General features: G+C 60.9%; 15 protein-coding genes. 10 read left to right on the top strand and 5 right to left on the bottom strand.

What is annotated here, in order from left to right; all coding sequences use genetic code 11:
• The first annotated feature begins 37 nt into the window (after positions 1-37).
• Positions 38-2,146 (top strand): threonine/serine exporter family protein, encoded by a 2,109-nt coding sequence (locus tag EWV35_RS12695; RefSeq protein WP_129662349.1) that lies wholly within the window; start codon positions 38-40, stop codon positions 2,144-2,146.
• A gap of 38 nt (positions 2,147-2,184) precedes the next feature.
• Here the strand turns inward: EWV35_RS12695 and EWV35_RS12690 are convergent, their stop codons facing one another.
• Positions 2,185-2,865, bottom strand: a complete 681-nt coding sequence (locus EWV35_RS12690) for a uracil-DNA glycosylase (RefSeq protein ID WP_129662348.1) — start codon at positions 2,863-2,865, stop codon at positions 2,185-2,187.
• A 51-nt stretch (positions 2,866-2,916) separates the two neighbouring features.
• Here EWV35_RS12690 and EWV35_RS12685 point away from each other — a divergent pair, with 51 nt between their 5' ends.
• From EWV35_RS12685 to EWV35_RS12655, 7 genes are all read left to right on the top strand, one after another.
• A complete protein-coding gene (locus tag EWV35_RS12685; RefSeq protein WP_238654514.1) occupies positions 2,917-3,129 on the top strand; it encodes a DUF3263 domain-containing protein in 213 nt (70 codons plus the stop codon).
• A gap of 107 nt (positions 3,130-3,236) precedes the next feature.
• On the top strand, positions 3,237-3,872 hold the full coding sequence (locus EWV35_RS12680) for a LytR C-terminal domain-containing protein (protein ID WP_165168572.1): 636 nt from the start codon (positions 3,237-3,239) through the stop codon (positions 3,870-3,872).
• Between the two features lie 349 nt (positions 3,873-4,221).
• Entirely contained in the window at positions 4,222-5,856 is a 1,635-nt protein-coding gene (gene groL, locus EWV35_RS12675) for a chaperonin GroEL (RefSeq protein ID WP_129662345.1), read from the top strand.
• A gap of 206 nt (positions 5,857-6,062) precedes the next feature.
• The gene (locus tag EWV35_RS12670) at positions 6,063-7,325 is read left to right on the top strand and encodes an MFS transporter (RefSeq protein ID WP_238654512.1); all 1,263 of its coding nucleotides are present in this window, start codon (positions 6,063-6,065) and stop codon (positions 7,323-7,325) included.
• Between the two features lie 44 nt (positions 7,326-7,369).
• Positions 7,370-8,506 carry a methyltransferase domain-containing protein gene (locus EWV35_RS12665; RefSeq protein ID WP_129662344.1) on the top strand — a complete coding sequence of 379 codons (1,137 nt, stop codon included), beginning with the start codon at positions 7,370-7,372 and terminating at the stop codon, positions 8,504-8,506.
• Positions 8,507-8,681: 175 nt separating this feature from the next.
• Positions 8,682-9,875, top strand: coding sequence for an isochorismate synthase (locus EWV35_RS12660; protein ID WP_129662343.1), 1,194 nt, complete (start codon positions 8,682-8,684; stop codon positions 9,873-9,875).
• A 10-nt stretch (positions 9,876-9,885) separates the two neighbouring features.
• A complete protein-coding gene (locus tag EWV35_RS12655; protein WP_129662342.1) occupies positions 9,886-10,860 on the top strand; it encodes a ribonuclease H family protein in 975 nt (324 codons plus the stop codon).
• Between the two features lie 10 nt (positions 10,861-10,870).
• Here EWV35_RS12655 and EWV35_RS12650 read toward each other — a convergent pair whose 3' ends face one another.
• From EWV35_RS12650 to EWV35_RS12635, 4 genes are all read right to left on the bottom strand, one after another.
• The gene (locus EWV35_RS12650; RefSeq protein ID WP_129662341.1) at positions 10,871-11,161 is read right to left on the bottom strand and encodes a WXG100 family type VII secretion target; all 291 of its coding nucleotides are present in this window, start codon (positions 11,159-11,161) and stop codon (positions 10,871-10,873) included.
• A gap of 137 nt (positions 11,162-11,298) precedes the next feature.
• Entirely contained in the window at positions 11,299-12,723 is a 1,425-nt protein-coding gene (locus EWV35_RS12645; RefSeq protein ID WP_129662396.1) for a sensor histidine kinase, read from the bottom strand.
• 75 nt (positions 12,724-12,798) lie between these two features.
• A complete protein-coding gene (locus EWV35_RS12640) occupies positions 12,799-13,506 on the bottom strand; it encodes a response regulator transcription factor (RefSeq protein ID WP_129662340.1) in 708 nt (235 codons plus the stop codon).
• Positions 13,507-13,611: 105 nt separating this feature from the next.
• On the bottom strand, positions 13,612-13,908 hold the full coding sequence (locus EWV35_RS12635) for a hypothetical protein (protein ID WP_129662339.1): 297 nt from the start codon (positions 13,906-13,908) through the stop codon (positions 13,612-13,614).
• Between the two features lie 283 nt (positions 13,909-14,191).
• On the opposite strand from EWV35_RS12635, the gene EWV35_RS12630 reads away from it, so the two are divergent.
• Together EWV35_RS12630 and EWV35_RS12625 are read left to right on the top strand one after the other, a co-directional pair.
• A complete protein-coding gene (locus EWV35_RS12630) occupies positions 14,192-14,575 on the top strand; it encodes a cold-shock protein (RefSeq protein ID WP_129662338.1) in 384 nt (127 codons plus the stop codon).
• Positions 14,576-14,604: 29 nt separating this feature from the next.
• A complete protein-coding gene (locus tag EWV35_RS12625) occupies positions 14,605-15,132 on the top strand; it encodes a DUF3027 domain-containing protein (protein ID WP_129662337.1) in 528 nt (175 codons plus the stop codon).
• Positions 15,133-15,174 lie beyond the last annotated feature (42 nt).

Below are 15,174 nucleotides of genomic sequence, written 5' to 3'. Positions count from 1 at the left end.
CGGTAGCGTTGATGTGAGTTAGTGCCAAGGAGGGAAGATGAGCGAAGGTCAGGAGGGTCAGCACCTCACGGGTGCCTACCCTTCCTCGGGCTTGTCACATGAGCCTGAGTCCGGTGCCGACCCGTTCGGGCCGGATACGTCAGAGGACGTCTATACGGACCCGTTCTCCAGCGGGCACACGGCACCGGTCACGTCCAGTGCCGACGAGCCGGTCTCGAGCCCGGACACGGGCTTATTCGATGGGGGCTCCGACCACGCCGACGAAGCCTTCATGTCCGCACCGACGCACCCTGAGACTTACGCAACGGGTTTTCCGGCAGTCAACAGGTCGCAGATCCAGGACGAGCGACTTGCGGACATTATCGGTCGGCCGGATGACTCCCGGCGTTACCGGGACAACGAAGACAACCCGACCTTCTCCAACACCCATACCGGATCACGAGCCTACACAGGAGACGGTGTCCAGCCCGAGGCCGACGTCAATACGCTGGGTGCAGCCACGCAAGGCTCCGGCATCCAGGATGCTGACCGCATTGCCGCGTCTCGGACCGCACCTCAGGACGTTTTCCGTAACACTCAGGATCTCTCCGGCCCGTATCCCGCGAGCGATCTGTCTCCACAGCAAGACGGCGCGATAGCTCACGCGAGCTATCCTTCGGCGGAGGCGCCGACGGCCAAGCCGTCTCCACAGCGACGCGGGCTCGGGTTGCGCAGGATAATGCGATCGGAGAATCTCCCCACGGCTCCGATGCGCGTGGTTGAGAGGCTTGCCAATTCCCCGTTTGCCAATCCACGGCGCCACAAGGAAAACACCGAGGCGCGGAAGACCCTCAATTTTTCTTTGCGCATGGCCGAAACGATGTTCCACTTCGGAGCGGATTCCCGCGACGTCGAAACGGCCATCGTCGCAACGTGCGCGACATACGGGGTTGAGGACGTCGACGTCGACATCACCAACCAATCCGTCATCATCAACTACATTTCGGAATACGGCATGCACCAGGATTCCGGTCAACCCGTGGGCGAAACCGCCGGAGTCTTCAGCCACACCGTGGTGCGCGTCGTGCGTTCCTGGTCTGATAATTATGCGGGATTGACCGAGACCCACCGGCTCGTCAAGACCATCACCAATGGTGAGCTGTCCCGGTCCGAGGCAGAGGCCCGCTTGAATCGGATTCTGTCCAAGCCCAAGCCGTTCCCTCGGTGGCTCGTGAGCCTCTGCAACTCCTCGGCGGCCGCCGCATTGACGATCGGTATTGGCGGAACATGGCCGGGTGCCATCGTTTCTTTCCTGACTTTCGCACTCGTCCAAGTCATGGCCGGAAAGCTTGCGTCGTGGAGGATTCCGTCCTTCTTCACCATGGCCGCATGCTCTGCGCTGGTGACCCTCATCGCCATGGTCCTGTGGGCCATCGGTGCGCCGATATCCCCACCCCACATCATTGGCTCAGGGCTGATCATGCTCTTGCCGACCTTGACGTTGGTCTCAACGATTCAGGACGCGATCAACGGATTCCCCGTGACGTCGGCGGGGCGGCTCATTTCCACGGGTCTATCATTCCTGGGCCTGATCGTCGGTATTGCTATCGCGATCTCGATTACCACCTATATTGGTTTCGACGAGATCAAAGTGGACAGCGTGATCTTCGCGGGTGCGCAGCCGTTGGTCAATATCATCTTCATGCTGATCGCGACCGCCTTGATTGCCGTCACGGTGCAAGTCAAACCGGAACATATTCTCCTGGGCGTATTCAGTGCCTTCTGCGGGCTGTTGGTCTATCACCTGTTCGGCTGGTTGGGCGCGGGTCCCCGCATGATTTCGATGCTCGGAGCCGTCGGCGTCGGTTGCGCCTCAGCACTGATTGCACAACGGAGGGTTGTTCCGCAGGTAGTCATCGCCGTCCCAGCCCTGACTTTCTTGTTGCCCGGTCTGACTATTTTCCGTGGCATGTACACCCTGACGGTGAACATCGATCCGGTGACCGGGATCATCCCGATGCTCAATGCCGGGGCCATCATCATGTCCATGGCGGCCGCAGTGGTGCTGGGCAATTACCTGATGAGGCCCTTCATGAGCAAGGACCCTCATACTCAGAGAAAATTGGTCAAGCGGAGAAAACAGCAGCCGGAGCCACTGGGAAACTGAGCCTCGACGGATTTTTCGTGTCCGTCTGACACCCGCGCCTATCGGATACGCCAATCCACCGGTTCCAGCCCCAACGATTCGAGTTCCCGATTGGCTCGGCTGAAGGGGCGTGAGCCGAAGAATCCGCGAGAGGCGGATAAGGGCGAAGGATGTACGGACTCGAGTTTGGGCACATCAGGGCCAAGTTGTGCGCCGGCATTGCGCGCGTCGCGACCCCAGAGAATCGCGACGAGGGGCTTCTTCCTTGCGCCCAGGGCCTGGATCGCGGCGTCGGTGACGAGCTCCCAGCCCTGGTTGCGATGTGAACCCGCTTCGCCCTCTCGAACCGAAAGACAACGATTCAGGAGCATGACTCCTTGAGAGGCCCACGACGACAGGTCGCCGTGGCTCGCGGCCGGGATCCCGAGGTCGGACTCCATCTCTTTGTAAATATTTCCCAGGGAACGGGGGAGAGGGCGCACGTCGGGTTGGACCGAGAAAGACAGACCCATTGCGTGTCCCGGCGTCGGATACGGGTCCTGGCCGATGATCAGAACCTTGACCGAGTCGAGGGGTTCCTGGAAAGCCCGGAAAATATTCTTCGAGGTCGGAAAAGTCCGGTGACCGGCCGCGTGCTCGGACCGCAGGAAATCCCCCATCTTCCGGATGGTTGGTTCGACAGGAGAAAGGGCTTCGGCCCAATCCTGGGCCATGATGTCGGACAGCGGCTGGATCGGCAAGAAGGCTCCCTGAAGTTCGTGAACGACGACGGTCGTCCCTAGACTATCTTCGTGGGAACCTTGACCGAAGCCGAGCGCGCCATTCTTGAGATGGAAAAAAGAGCCTGGAAGTATCCAGGGGCGAAAGAGCGTGCGGTTCGAAAAGAACTCGGGATGTCGGCCACCGAGTACTACATGCGTCTGAACCGCTTGATCGACGATGTGCGTGCCGTGCGAGAAGAGCCGGCATTGACCCGTAGGCTCCGGGAACAGCGGGATCTTTGACGCCCGCCTGGCGCAATGTGCAGAAAATGACCAGACTGGGCAGATATTCTTGACGCTTGACCGGTGCGTGAGCGAGCGTGCGCACCCCATATATGACGAGGACTTTGATGGCCGAGTACGAACACGATGAATTCGACGACGTCCCCGTGGACTCGCCCCGTCGGGGCGCATACCGGGGTGAGCTGCCGGATAAGAGCGGCGGGTTCAAGCAACTGGCCGGCGTTATCGTGGCAGGTATTTGCGCCCTCATTATTGGCGGAGTGTTCTTCTTGCTATCTCCGAAACTGGCCTCACCCGATGCCGCGAGTTCCTCCGCATCCTCGTCCAGCAGCCAAGAACCTTCGGATTCGGGCTCCGGATCGGAATCCCCCTCCACTTCGGAATCCGGGTCGGGCTCGGATGAATCCTCAACGACCAAACCGGATGCGTCGACAACCCTCGGCGTATACAACTACAGCTCCAAGGAAGGTACCGCGACCAAAGCCGCTACAACTCTGACGGATGCCGGCTGGTCGGTTTCGGACGTCAGCAACTGGGATGGTCAGGCGCAGAAATCCTCGGTGGTGTACTACGCCCAGGGGCATGATGAGCAGGCGAAAGCGATAGCCCAGAAGCTCGATATCAAGGACGTCAAGCAGGCCGCGGGGTACTCCTACCAAGTTGTCGTGGTTCTGTCCGAAGGAGACGGGGCAAATTCTTCGAGTTCCACCGGATCTCAGAGCGATTCGACCGGCCAGGAGTAACCTGGGACGATGCTGCCGCCGTCTACCCGGGTACCGGCGCGCCTGGCACGTTGTCTGGGATGTGCTGTGAGCGAAGAGCGGTCAACCTCTGTGGACATCGTTTGCACTCTCTCCGTCCGGGTGCCAAGATTAGAATTAGCACTCATCCTCCTCGACTGCTAAAAACTCGCGCGGAGAACGCACACGCTTCTCCGGCGCGGGCAGCATCGCGGATCGATGGGCAAAAGACACAGTCACCACGGTGAGGTGTGGGAATGCGACGCCCCGAGCGCGGAGTGTTCACCAGCCGTCCGTCGCGGGCACCGTGGTTGATGCATCCGTCTACCGTCCAGGAGGGACGTAAGCCACCATGGCAAAACTGATTGCTTTTGATGAAGAGGCACGCCGCGGACTCGAAAAGGGTCTGAACACCCTCGCCGATGCCGTCAAGGTTACCCTTGGGCCCCGCGGGCGCAATGTTGTGCTCGAGAAGAAGTGGGGCGCACCCACCATCACCAACGATGGCGTATCGATCGCCAAGGAAATTGAACTCGAAGACGCCTACGAGAAGATCGGCGCCGAGCTCGTCAAGGAAGTTGCCAAAAAGACTGACGACATCGCGGGTGACGGCACAACCACCGCAACCGTCTTGGCTCAGGCTCTGGTTCGCGAGGGCCTGCGCAACGTCGCGGCGGGCGCCGACCCGTTGTCGCTCAAGCGCGGCATCGAAAAGGCCGTCGAGGCAGTGACCAAGGAACTGCTTTCTTCCGCCAAGGAGATCGAAACCGAAGAAGAGATCGCTGCTACCGCTTCGATCTCTGCAGGTGACCCCGAGATCGGCAAGCTCATCGCCCAGGCGATGGAGAAGGTCGGCAAGGAAGGCGTCATTACCGTCGAGGAGTCCAATACTTTCGGCCTCGACCTCGAACTGACCGAAGGCATGCGCTTCGACAAGGGCTTCCTGTCCGGTTACTTCGTGACCGACGCCGACCGTCAGGAAGCAGTCCTCGAGGATCCCTACATCCTCATCGTGAACTCCAAGATCTCCAACGTGAAGGACCTCGTCCCCGTTCTGGAGAAGGTCATGCAGTCGGGCAAGCCGCTGCTGATCATCGCCGAGGACGTAGAAGGCGAGGCTCTCGCTCTGCTCGTCCTCAACAAGATGCGCGGATCCATCAAATCCGTTGCCGTTAAGGCTCCCGGCTTCGGGGACCGTCGCAAGGCCCAGCTCGCCGACATCGCCGTGCTGACCGGTGGACAGGTCATCACCGAAGAGGTCGGCCTCTCCCTCGAGACCGCTTCCCTGGACCTTCTGGGTCAGGCACGCAAGGTCGTCGTGACCAAGGACGAGACCACCATCGTCGATGGCGCGGGCTCTGCCGAGGAAATCGAAGGCCGCGTCGCTCAGATCCGTGCCGAGATTGCCAATACCGATTCCGACTATGATCGCGAGAAGCTCCAGGAGCGTCTGGCCAAGCTCGCGGGCGGCGTCGCGGTTTTGAAGGCCGGGGCCGCTACGGAGGTTGAGCTCAAGGAACGCAAGCACCGCATCGAAGACGCGGTTCGTAACGCCAAGGCTGCCGTCGAAGAGGGCATTGTCTCCGGCGGTGGTGTCGCGCTGATCCAGGCCGGCGTCCGTGCGTTCGAGGCTCTCAGCCTTGAAGGCGACGAGGCGACGGGTGCCAACATCGTCAAGGTTGCAGTCGATGCTCCGCTCAAGCAGATCGCCAGCAATGCTGGTCTCGAGCCGGGCGTTGTTGCAGACAAGGTGCGCGGCCTCGAGCAGGGTTACGGTTTGAACGCGGCGACCGGTGAGTACGAAGACCTCATGACCGCGGGCATCAATGACCCGGTCAAGGTCACCCGTTCGGCTCTGCAGAACGCTGCTTCCATCGCTGGGCTGTTCCTCACCACTGAGGCCGTTGTGGCCGATAAGCCGGAGAAGAATGCCGGCGCCGGTGCCGAGGGCATGGACGGTATGGGCGGCATGGGTGGCATGATGTAGCCACTGGTCGTTCGACCGGTTCTTTTGAATCGTTGAGGCCCCGCACGAGTTTCGGCTCGTTCGGGGCCTCTTCTTGCCTCCGTACATGCGCAGCTGTGGGGGTCGAAGCTCAGCGGCCAAGGGTTCTGTAACCACATCGCGTCATGTTTTACGGCCAGCGTAAGGTGGTCAGTCGGTAATCAGGGAGACGAAGTAGGGGTTTGGTAGTGGGGAACAAGCAAAGCCGAGCATGGTTGTGGTCCCTCGTGGCTTTCATGTTCCTTTCCCAAACCGGTTTGAATATTGCAAGGCCGCAGATGAGTTACAAGCTCATTGCACTGGGGGCCCCACCTTTCACGATTGGTTTGGTGACGTCCGCTTACGCAATCGTTCCCGTATTCGCCGCGATATCGATGGGACGTCTGGCGCAGAGAATCACGAGACTCAGGCTCCTGGTCCTCAGCGGCGGCCTGCTCATCGCGCTCGGGACCGCGATGCTCGCCATCGTCAACGGAGTGGGCACGATTGCGTGTGCCAGCATCATCTTCGGGATGGGCCACCTGGTATCCCAAATCGGTTCACAATCAGCGGTCTCGCGCTACGCAACGGATTCAGCACTGGACCAGGGATTCGGCTGGACCACCGCAGGCCTCTCCGCGGGACAGCTTGTCGGACCACTGATCGGTGGTTGGGTCCTCGGGTTTCACACGAACCCGACCGCGTCGCAGAGAGTCCACGACATTTCCACCGCTTCGTGGATCGGCGCAGCCTGCGCTTTGGTATCCATAACCTTCATGGTGCTGCCGATCGTGAGGGCCAAAGCATCGGCCCCGAGCGCCCCGCCCGTAGCGACGCGTCGATCTGCGGTTGCCCTTGAGAACGGTCCCGCAGCCCAGAAAGCCACCACGCTCGGCATCGTGAAGACCCCGGGAGTCTCTTCGCACATCTTGGCCTCACTCGCGATGCTCTCCATCATGGACATCCTGACTTCTTTCCTGCCGCTCGTGGGCGAGCAGGCAGGGGTTGCCCCATTATGGATCGGCGTTCTGCTAGCCGTTCGCAGCTTTTCGTCAATCGTCTCCAGGTCAATGATCTCAGTGCTGTCCCGGCGCTGGAATCGGACACAACTGGTCCTGGTGTCCTTGATTCTGGGCTCCCTCACCGTCGCCGCGGTGCCACCGTTGATTTCCTTTCTGCCCGTGGCGTTTTTTCTGCTGCTCGTGGGAGGTTTCTTCATCGGTCTGGCCCAGCCCCTGACGATGACCATGATCATCAAATCCGTTCCCGAGACGTGGAGGTCACCGGCTCTCGCCGTACGTTTGACCGGAAATCGAGTGGGACAAGTGGCGATTCCACTGGTTGCCGGAGCCGCGGTCGCCCCCGTGGGCCCGGCAGGTGCCATCTGGCTCACGTGTGCTTTGCTCTTGGGATCCGCCGGCGAAAAAGCAGTCCGCTACGCCCGACAGGGGCCAACGGAGGCCGACCGTTGACCCGGCCGATGAAGAGCGAAGTCAAGAGTTAACATAGATTCACCATGCAATGTGATTACTTCGACGCCGGTCTGTGCCGTTCTTGCTCCCTGATGGGGACTCCGTACCAGGTGCAGCTTGAGAGCAAACAGGCACATGTCGAACAGTTGTTCTCCGGATACACGAAGCTCCAGTGGATGGAACCGGCGAGCAGTGACGAGGCGGCTTTCCGCAACAAAGCCAAAATGGTCGTCTCCGGGCCTGTCGATCGGCCGCGGTTGGGAATTCTCGACCGCGCCGGCCACGGCATCGATCTGTCCGAATGTGGGCTGTACCCCGACTCGATTCTGAAGTGCATGCCGGTTCTCCGGCGATTTATCACGGACCACTCGCTGACTCCATACGATGTACGGGCGCGTCGCGGTGAGCTCAAGAGTGTTCTCGTGACCGTCTCGCCCGACGGCGAGGCCATGATTCGCTTCGTGCTCCGCAGCAAGAAGCTGGTGGTCCCCCTTCGACGCGCGCTGCCCGAGTTACTGGAAGGCCTGCCTCATGTCCGTGTCGTCAGCGCCAACATTCTCCGTGAACACAAGGCGGTGGTGGAAGGGCCTGAGGAAATACCTCTGACCGATCAGCAGCTTTTGCCGATGCAACTCAACGGTATCCGTCTGTATCTGCGTCCACAGGGATTTTTCCAAACGAACTCGCGAATTGCCGGGGGGATGTACAACCAAGCGGCAGATTGGGCGGCGTCCAAGGAACCGGGGTCGCTGTGGGATCTGTTCTGCGGTGTTGGGGGATTTGCGCTGCACACCGCCCAGCGGCTGGGCAAAGCCGCCAAGGTTGTCGGTATTGAGATCAATGACCAAGCCATTGCTGCGGCCCGGGAGAGTGCCGCCGAGGCAAATTTGAAACACGCCGTATTTGTCGACGGGGACGCCAGCGAATTCGCCATCGGGTCTTCTGAAGGGCCGGAGATGCTCGTGGTGAATCCTCCGCGCAGGGGCATCGGAGCTGAGATGGCACGATGGATCGAATCCAGCGACATCGAAACGGTCATGTATTCGAGCTGCAATTCCCGTTCCTTGGCAGCGGACCTCGACATGATGACGTCGTTCAGACCACAGGTTGGCAGGATGTTCGACATGTTTCCCCAGACCAATCACTACGAAACGATGGTCCTCTTGGAACGTTCCCGGTGACGTTTCAGCTCTGCCGATCCGCAGCGGAGCACAGATTTCCGGTAGACGGTCTGGATAGTACCGTCCGATGGGCTGTTCAGAGCTCCGAGACCTTGGGGCGGTACCGCAGGCCGCCGCGGGCTCATGGTGAGCGATACTCTGATGGGTAGCCACGATTGTACAAAGGAAGACACAGATGAGTTACACGGAGCGCAGGAGCACCGATCACACGGACGGGCTCACCCCTCCGCACTCCGTGGCTGCGGTGGCGATCCCCGAGCAGGAGATTGGCCGGGAGACACTGCCTGATTTCGCGATGTCGACCCGACGGGGGACACTCCAGACCTCGGGCGAGTTATTGCCGGTCACTGAAGACGAATGCCAAGCAATCGCTCGAGAGCGGGGCTCCATAGTCGTGGGGATGCTGCCCTTCGATCCGGACGAAAAGCCGTTGTTGTGTGTGCCCGAACGTTTCACGTGGAGTTCACGGGACGCTGCGTTCCTGGCAAGGTCGGAAACTGCACGTCCTACCAGCGTCATTGGCTATGACAGCCAGCTCTACCGCGACGCCGTAACATCGGCCGTTGCCCGTATTCACGAAGGATCACTGCAAAAAGTGGTGCTGTCCCGGGCGCTTGAACTCGTCTATGACGCCCACGGGTTGAAACCCGGCGCGGTATATCGCAACCTTCTGGCCCAAAACCCTTCCGCCTACGTCTTCACGGTCCGGGACCCCTCGACAGGGGAGTACGTGATGGGCGCAAGTCCGGAACTCGTGGTAGGAGTCCACGACGGACAGTGCTCGACCCACCCGCTCGCAGGATCCGCCTCACGGCAGATTGCGTCCGGGCCCACAGAGGACGCACAAGCCGGGGAAGCGCTGTTGAAGTCCGCCAAGGACCGGGCCGAACACGCAACCGTCGTCCAGGACGTCGCGGCACGCCTTGAACCACTCTGCGAATCTTTGAGCGTGCCACCTGCGCCGACACTCGTGGCAACTCCACAACTGTGGCACTTGGGGACTCCGATGAGCGGAAGGCTCAAACACGGAATCACGGCTTTGGACGCGGCACGGGCCATCCACCCGACACCCGCGATATGTGGCATGCCGCGCGCTGCCGCCCTGGAGATCATCCGCGAAGTGGAACCCTACGAGCGGGGATACTACGGGGGCCTCGTAGGGTGGATGGACGCCGACGGCAACGGAGAATGGGCTCTGAATCTGCGGAGCGGACGGGTAGGTGCGCGCCGAGCGACGCTGTGCGCGGGCGCCGGCATCGTCGACGGCTCGACTGCCGCCGGAGAACATCACGAAACGGCTATAAAACTCTCCACGTTCTTGGCCGCACTCGGGCTGAGACTCGAAGATGTAGATGCTCTTGCCCGGTAAAGTGGGCCGTATGAGCAGCCCCGGTGCAAACAGCGATCCCTTCAATATCGATCCAGACAAAGCGACCTCAACGGGCGAAGATACCGGATCGGATGCTCCGATCACTGCGGCGGCCGATGGTTCGGCACTGGGCAACCCTGGCCCGGCCGGTTGGGCTTGGTACGTGAACGACAACTGCTGGGAAGCCGGGGGATGGCCCCACGGCACGAACAACATGGGAGAGCTGAAGGCAGTTCTCGCCCTCTTGGAGGCCACGGCGGAATACCCGCATCGTCCGCTGCGGATTCTGTGCGACAGCCAATACGTGATCAATTGCATCACACGGTGGATGCCAGGCTGGAAGGCCAAAGGGTGGAAGAAAAAGGACGGAAAACCCGTCCTGAATCGCGACCTCCTGGAACAACTGGACCTGGCGATGACCGGGCGCACATACGAGTTCGAATGGGTCAAAGGTCACGCAGGCCACGAACTCAACGAGGCAGCCGACGACCGGGCCCGAGCCGCTGCTACCGCATTTCAACAGGGCCAGGACCCGGATCCCGGGCCAGGTTTTTCATCCGAAGAAACGCCGCTCGAAGCGCAGGCACGTTCCGCAGAAAACGCGTCCGCGGCAACGGGGGACCAGCCCTCCCGCCCGCAGGAGAATTCGGCGGAATCGGCGCTGGAGCACGAGCGGCTCCTCAACCGACAGGCGACCTACACGGACTCGGGAAGCCTCAAGCGTTTGCTAGCGGATGACCTGATCTGGGTCACCGTCCGAGGACGCCTGGCCGATCGGGCCGCAGCTATCAACTACCCCGAGCAAGCCTTCGGCCTTCGATCGGACCCAGAGTATCTGCGCAACAGCGCCGCTACCGATGACTCGGGCTTGGTCGTCAGTCGCGTCGAGACCACGAGGGGACCGGCGTTGCGGTCGAGCCTATGGACCCGGACGCCACGCGGAGACTGGGCCCTGTCTATGCGGCAAGACACCCTCGAGGCCTAGTCGCGCTCCACTAACCAGCAAAGAGCGAGGCGTTCGCGGCTTCCGTCTCGGCGTAATTGATGCCCGCATTGGACAGCGCAGTGTTGATATGCGTGATGGATTCCTCGACTTGAGCCTGCGTCGATCTCCAGATGGCCAAGACCTCTTGAAAATTCAAGGATGCGGTTCCTGTCCAACTGGATTGCAGATCCTGCAACGAAGCGGTCATCCCGTTGACCTCGGCCGAAATACGTTCCATGAAACCGCGTGCCTCGGCAGTCTTGGCGGCAATGACTTCTGAATCGACCACGAACTGGGCCATTATTTCCTCCTGAATCAGGGGCGCTGAGCGCCGCGTACCCGACCGGTTGCGGCCGGTGACAGGAGACTATGATGTGGCCACATGCCATGAATCCTCGGGCGCACTGGGGAACCCAACGAATGGGGACGACAAGCAGCTCAAGATGAAATATTGCCGGTCTGGGGATGGCTCAGCTCGTCATTGTCGGAGAGTTGAGGAATCTGCACGACCATGGTGGCTCCGCCTCCGGGAGTCTCTTCGACACGAACCGACCCGTCGTGCTGGGCTACTATAGCGGCAACGATTGCCAGTCCGAGACCTGTGCCTCCAGTATCGCGTGCACGCGACGTATCCGAACGGTAGAAACGCTCGAAGACTTTTTGCATGTCATCGCCCTGGATACCGGGTCCGTGATCCACGACCTTCACGACGGAAATGTACTTTCCGTCAATGCCGGGCCGCGAGCCCACCGCGAGTTCGATGGGAGTCCCGTCAGGGGTGTATCGCAGCGCATTGGTTACCAAATTCGCGAGAACTTGGCGGAGACGGGGCTCGTCCCCCCGAACCGGAGCGGGCAGACCGGGGCCGGGTTCCAAGCCGATGACCGAGATGCCACGTTCGGGCGCAGAAGCGGCGGCGTCGTCCGCCGCGTCCTGTGCAAGGTCGAGGAGATCCACCTGGGTCAGTTCCAGAGGACGGCGTTCATCGATCCTGGCCAACATCAGGAGATCCTCGACCAACTGCCCCATGCGCTTCGATTCGGCTTCGATCCGTGCCATGGCCTTGGCGACGTCTTCATCCGTTTGCAATGCCCCGTGGCGGTACAGCTCCGAATATCCTCGGATCGAAACGAGAGGAGTCCGCAGCTCATGGGAAGCATCCCCGACGAATCGACGCATCTTGACCTCGGAGCGCTTCTGCGCGTCGAAAGCTTCTTCAATGCGAGTCAGCATCACGTTGAGCGACAAGGAGAGCTGACCGATCTCGGTTCGGGGATCGTGACGCTCGATGCGCTGGGACAGATCGCCTGCCGCGATGCGGGCTGCGGTCCGTTCGACTCGAGCCAGAGGCTCGAATGCGCGGGTGACCAACACCCAAGCCAGTGCGGCTGCGGCGGCCAGAGTGGCCAGGCCGAAAGCAAGGGTGAGCAGACCGACCAAGGTCACGACGGCATTGGTCTGGGTCAGCGGCGTTGCGATGATGACCGTGTACCCCGAGTCATCGGTGGCCAGCGGGAGGATCCTCCACTCGGTGTCACCGCTGTTGCTCGGGACGGTGAGACCCTGGCCGTTGTACCTGAGACCGTTGTCGTGGTTCCAGCCGTTGAGGCGTGGTGAGGAATGTCCGTCGTCTGCGACGATAGAGCTCACGAGGTTGCCGTCCGAGTCCATCAGGTACGCGGAATAGCGGAAACCAGGCCCGTCTGAAGATACGGCCCTGTCGTTGCCCAGATACTTGGTGAGCGACGAGGCGCTGGACTTCATCTCGGAATCGATTTGCTGCACGAGCTGTCCTCGGAGCGCGGAGATCGCCACAAGGCTCGTGACGGCGATGGCCAGAGCAAGGAGAAATCCGGTCAGCATAACCAATTGGGTGCGCAGGGACAGCGCACCCAATTTGGATTGACGTACCCGGTTGGTAACGGAGTACACCACTATTTAGTGCTTGGTCGTCCGCAACAGGTAGCCGACGCCGCGCTTCGTGTGAATCAACGGCGGAAGGGACTTGTCGTTGTCGATCTTGCGGCGCAAGTAGGAAATATACGACTCCACGATCGACGCGTCGCCGTTGAAGTCGTACTCCCATACGTGGTCCAGGATCTGTGCCTTGGACAGAACGCGATTCGGGTTGAGCATGAGGTAACGGAGCAACTTGAACTCCGTGGGGGACAGGTCTATCTCTCGATCGCCCCTGTAGACCTCGTGGGCATCGTCGTCCAGGATCAAGTCCTCGACGCGAAGGCGGGAATCTTCCTCTTCCATTGCTTGAGTCCGACGGAGGACGGCTCGAATACGTGCCACGACCTCGTCGAGGCTGAAGGGTTTGGTGACGTAGTCGTCGCCGCCGACGGTCAGGCCCGTGACTTTGTCCTCCGTGTCGTCCTTCGCGGTGAGGAACAGGATCGGGAAGACGAGACCGGTCGCCCGAATCTTGCGGGTCACGGTGAACCCGTCCATATCCGGCAACATGACGTCCATGACGGCCAGGTCGGGGGCTTCGGCAGTCGCCTTGTCGAGAGCCTCACGGCCGTTGGCGGCGGTGATGACCTCGAAACCCGCGAACCTCAGCGAGGTCGCGAGGAGTTCGAGGATGTTGGGCTCGTCGTCGACGACTAACAGCTTGGCTTCAGACTGATGTGCTTTCACAGAAACAAGTCTCACCCAAGTATCTGAGTAGACGCTGAGCGTTGCGGAGGTGAATGCTGGTTCGGCTCTGGGTGACGATCTGCGGGAGGCTCCGCCCCCACCTGGTCAAAGGGACCGACGCCGTCTGGCGGCCAGGACCAGGGCAATGATCAAAAGGATGAAGGCTATCGGCAAGAAGATGAGGGGCAACTGGGTCAGGAAGCTCCATGGGTGCAGGCCCATCCACTTAAGAACAAGCATGACCACGCCGCTGACCACGCACAGCAAAGCGATCACGCCCGCGAGGCCAGCGAACCATGTGAAAGCCCTGGACTCTGGCCGCGGGGTGGGCGAATTCAAGGCTTCGGAGTCCTGGCCGGAGGAGTCTCGCGGCGGTAGATGTGAGGAAGGAGAGCTACTCATGACTACAACGGTACCGCCCCGTGAGGTCGTGATCGGCCACGCGAAAAAGGGCCGGGCGCTGTATAATGGTTACTTCAGACTTTCGTATAAACGGGTCCTCCCCAGGTGTCTGTCATGGCCGTTTCGGTACCGAGTGGGTACCGAGGTTGTGGATTCGGTGCCGGGGCAGCGGGATTGGGTTGAGGACCACAGCGAGTCCTTTCGACGAGGGACGCCATCATCGTCGGGCGCGTGTGCGTCGCCATCGGGGTAACCTCCCCCAAGACAAGCAAAGGAAATGAACATGCCCACCGGAAAAGTGAAGTGGTTCGACGAGTCGAAGGGATTCGGCTTCGTGACGGCCGAAGACGGCCAAGAAGTATTCCTGCCCGCTTCGGCTCTTCCTTCCGGAGTCAAGAGCCTCAAGTCTGGTATGCGCTTGGAATTCGGGATCGCGGAAGGCCGCCGAGGAGCACAGGCCCTGTCCGCACGCCTGCTGGACAAGGCCCCATCGTCGGTCAAGAACCACCGGAAACCCGCAGACGAAATGGCTGTGATCACCGAGGACCTGATCAAATTGTTGGACGGCGTGTCGAATACCTTGCGCCGTGGCCGCTACCCGGATCGGGCGGTGGGACGTAAGGTCGCAACGATCCTGCGTAACGTCGCTGACAACCTTGATGCGTAAATCGGCCGGTCACAAGGTTTAATAAGGCTATGGCGAAAACAGCGCAAGACGAACCGGCGGTCACGGGACAACCCGACGAGTCCATCGCCGAGATCCAAAGTCCCAAGTTAGGGGACCCGCGCAAGCCGCGGCGTCGCACCACTCGCTTGGACGCGGTATTGGCAGAGGCGAAAGACGCTGCGTATCGCAGCGTCTTGGAGATCACTCCCGAATCGACCGTCGGCACGGTCCACCACATTCGTGGAGAGGAAGATCGGCTCAGCACCCACCTGTTCGAGTGCACACTTCCGGGATACCGTGGCTGGTTCTGGTTCTCGACCGTGGCCAGGGCCCCTCGTTCCAAGAAAGCAACGGTCTGCGAAGTCGGTCTGTTGCCGGGGGACGATGCCTTGCTCGCTCCCGAATGGGTGCCTTGGGCTGACCGCTTGAGGCCGGAAGATGTCGTCGAGGACGAGGACTCCACCGGTGAACAGCACACGGGGGAGCAAGAACGTGAGGCACATCAGCCCACGTCCGAAGATGCGGATGCCGAGGAGGCCGCCGCACCCGAGGAATAAACGCACGGGGCGCGCGACCTCCGATCGCGGCCCCTCACAAGG

The organism is Rothia uropygialis, assembly GCF_004137765.1.
Taxonomy (GTDB): domain Bacteria; phylum Actinomycetota; class Actinomycetes; order Actinomycetales; family Micrococcaceae; genus Rothia.
This window is presented reverse-complemented; position numbering and strand designations above follow the sequence as displayed.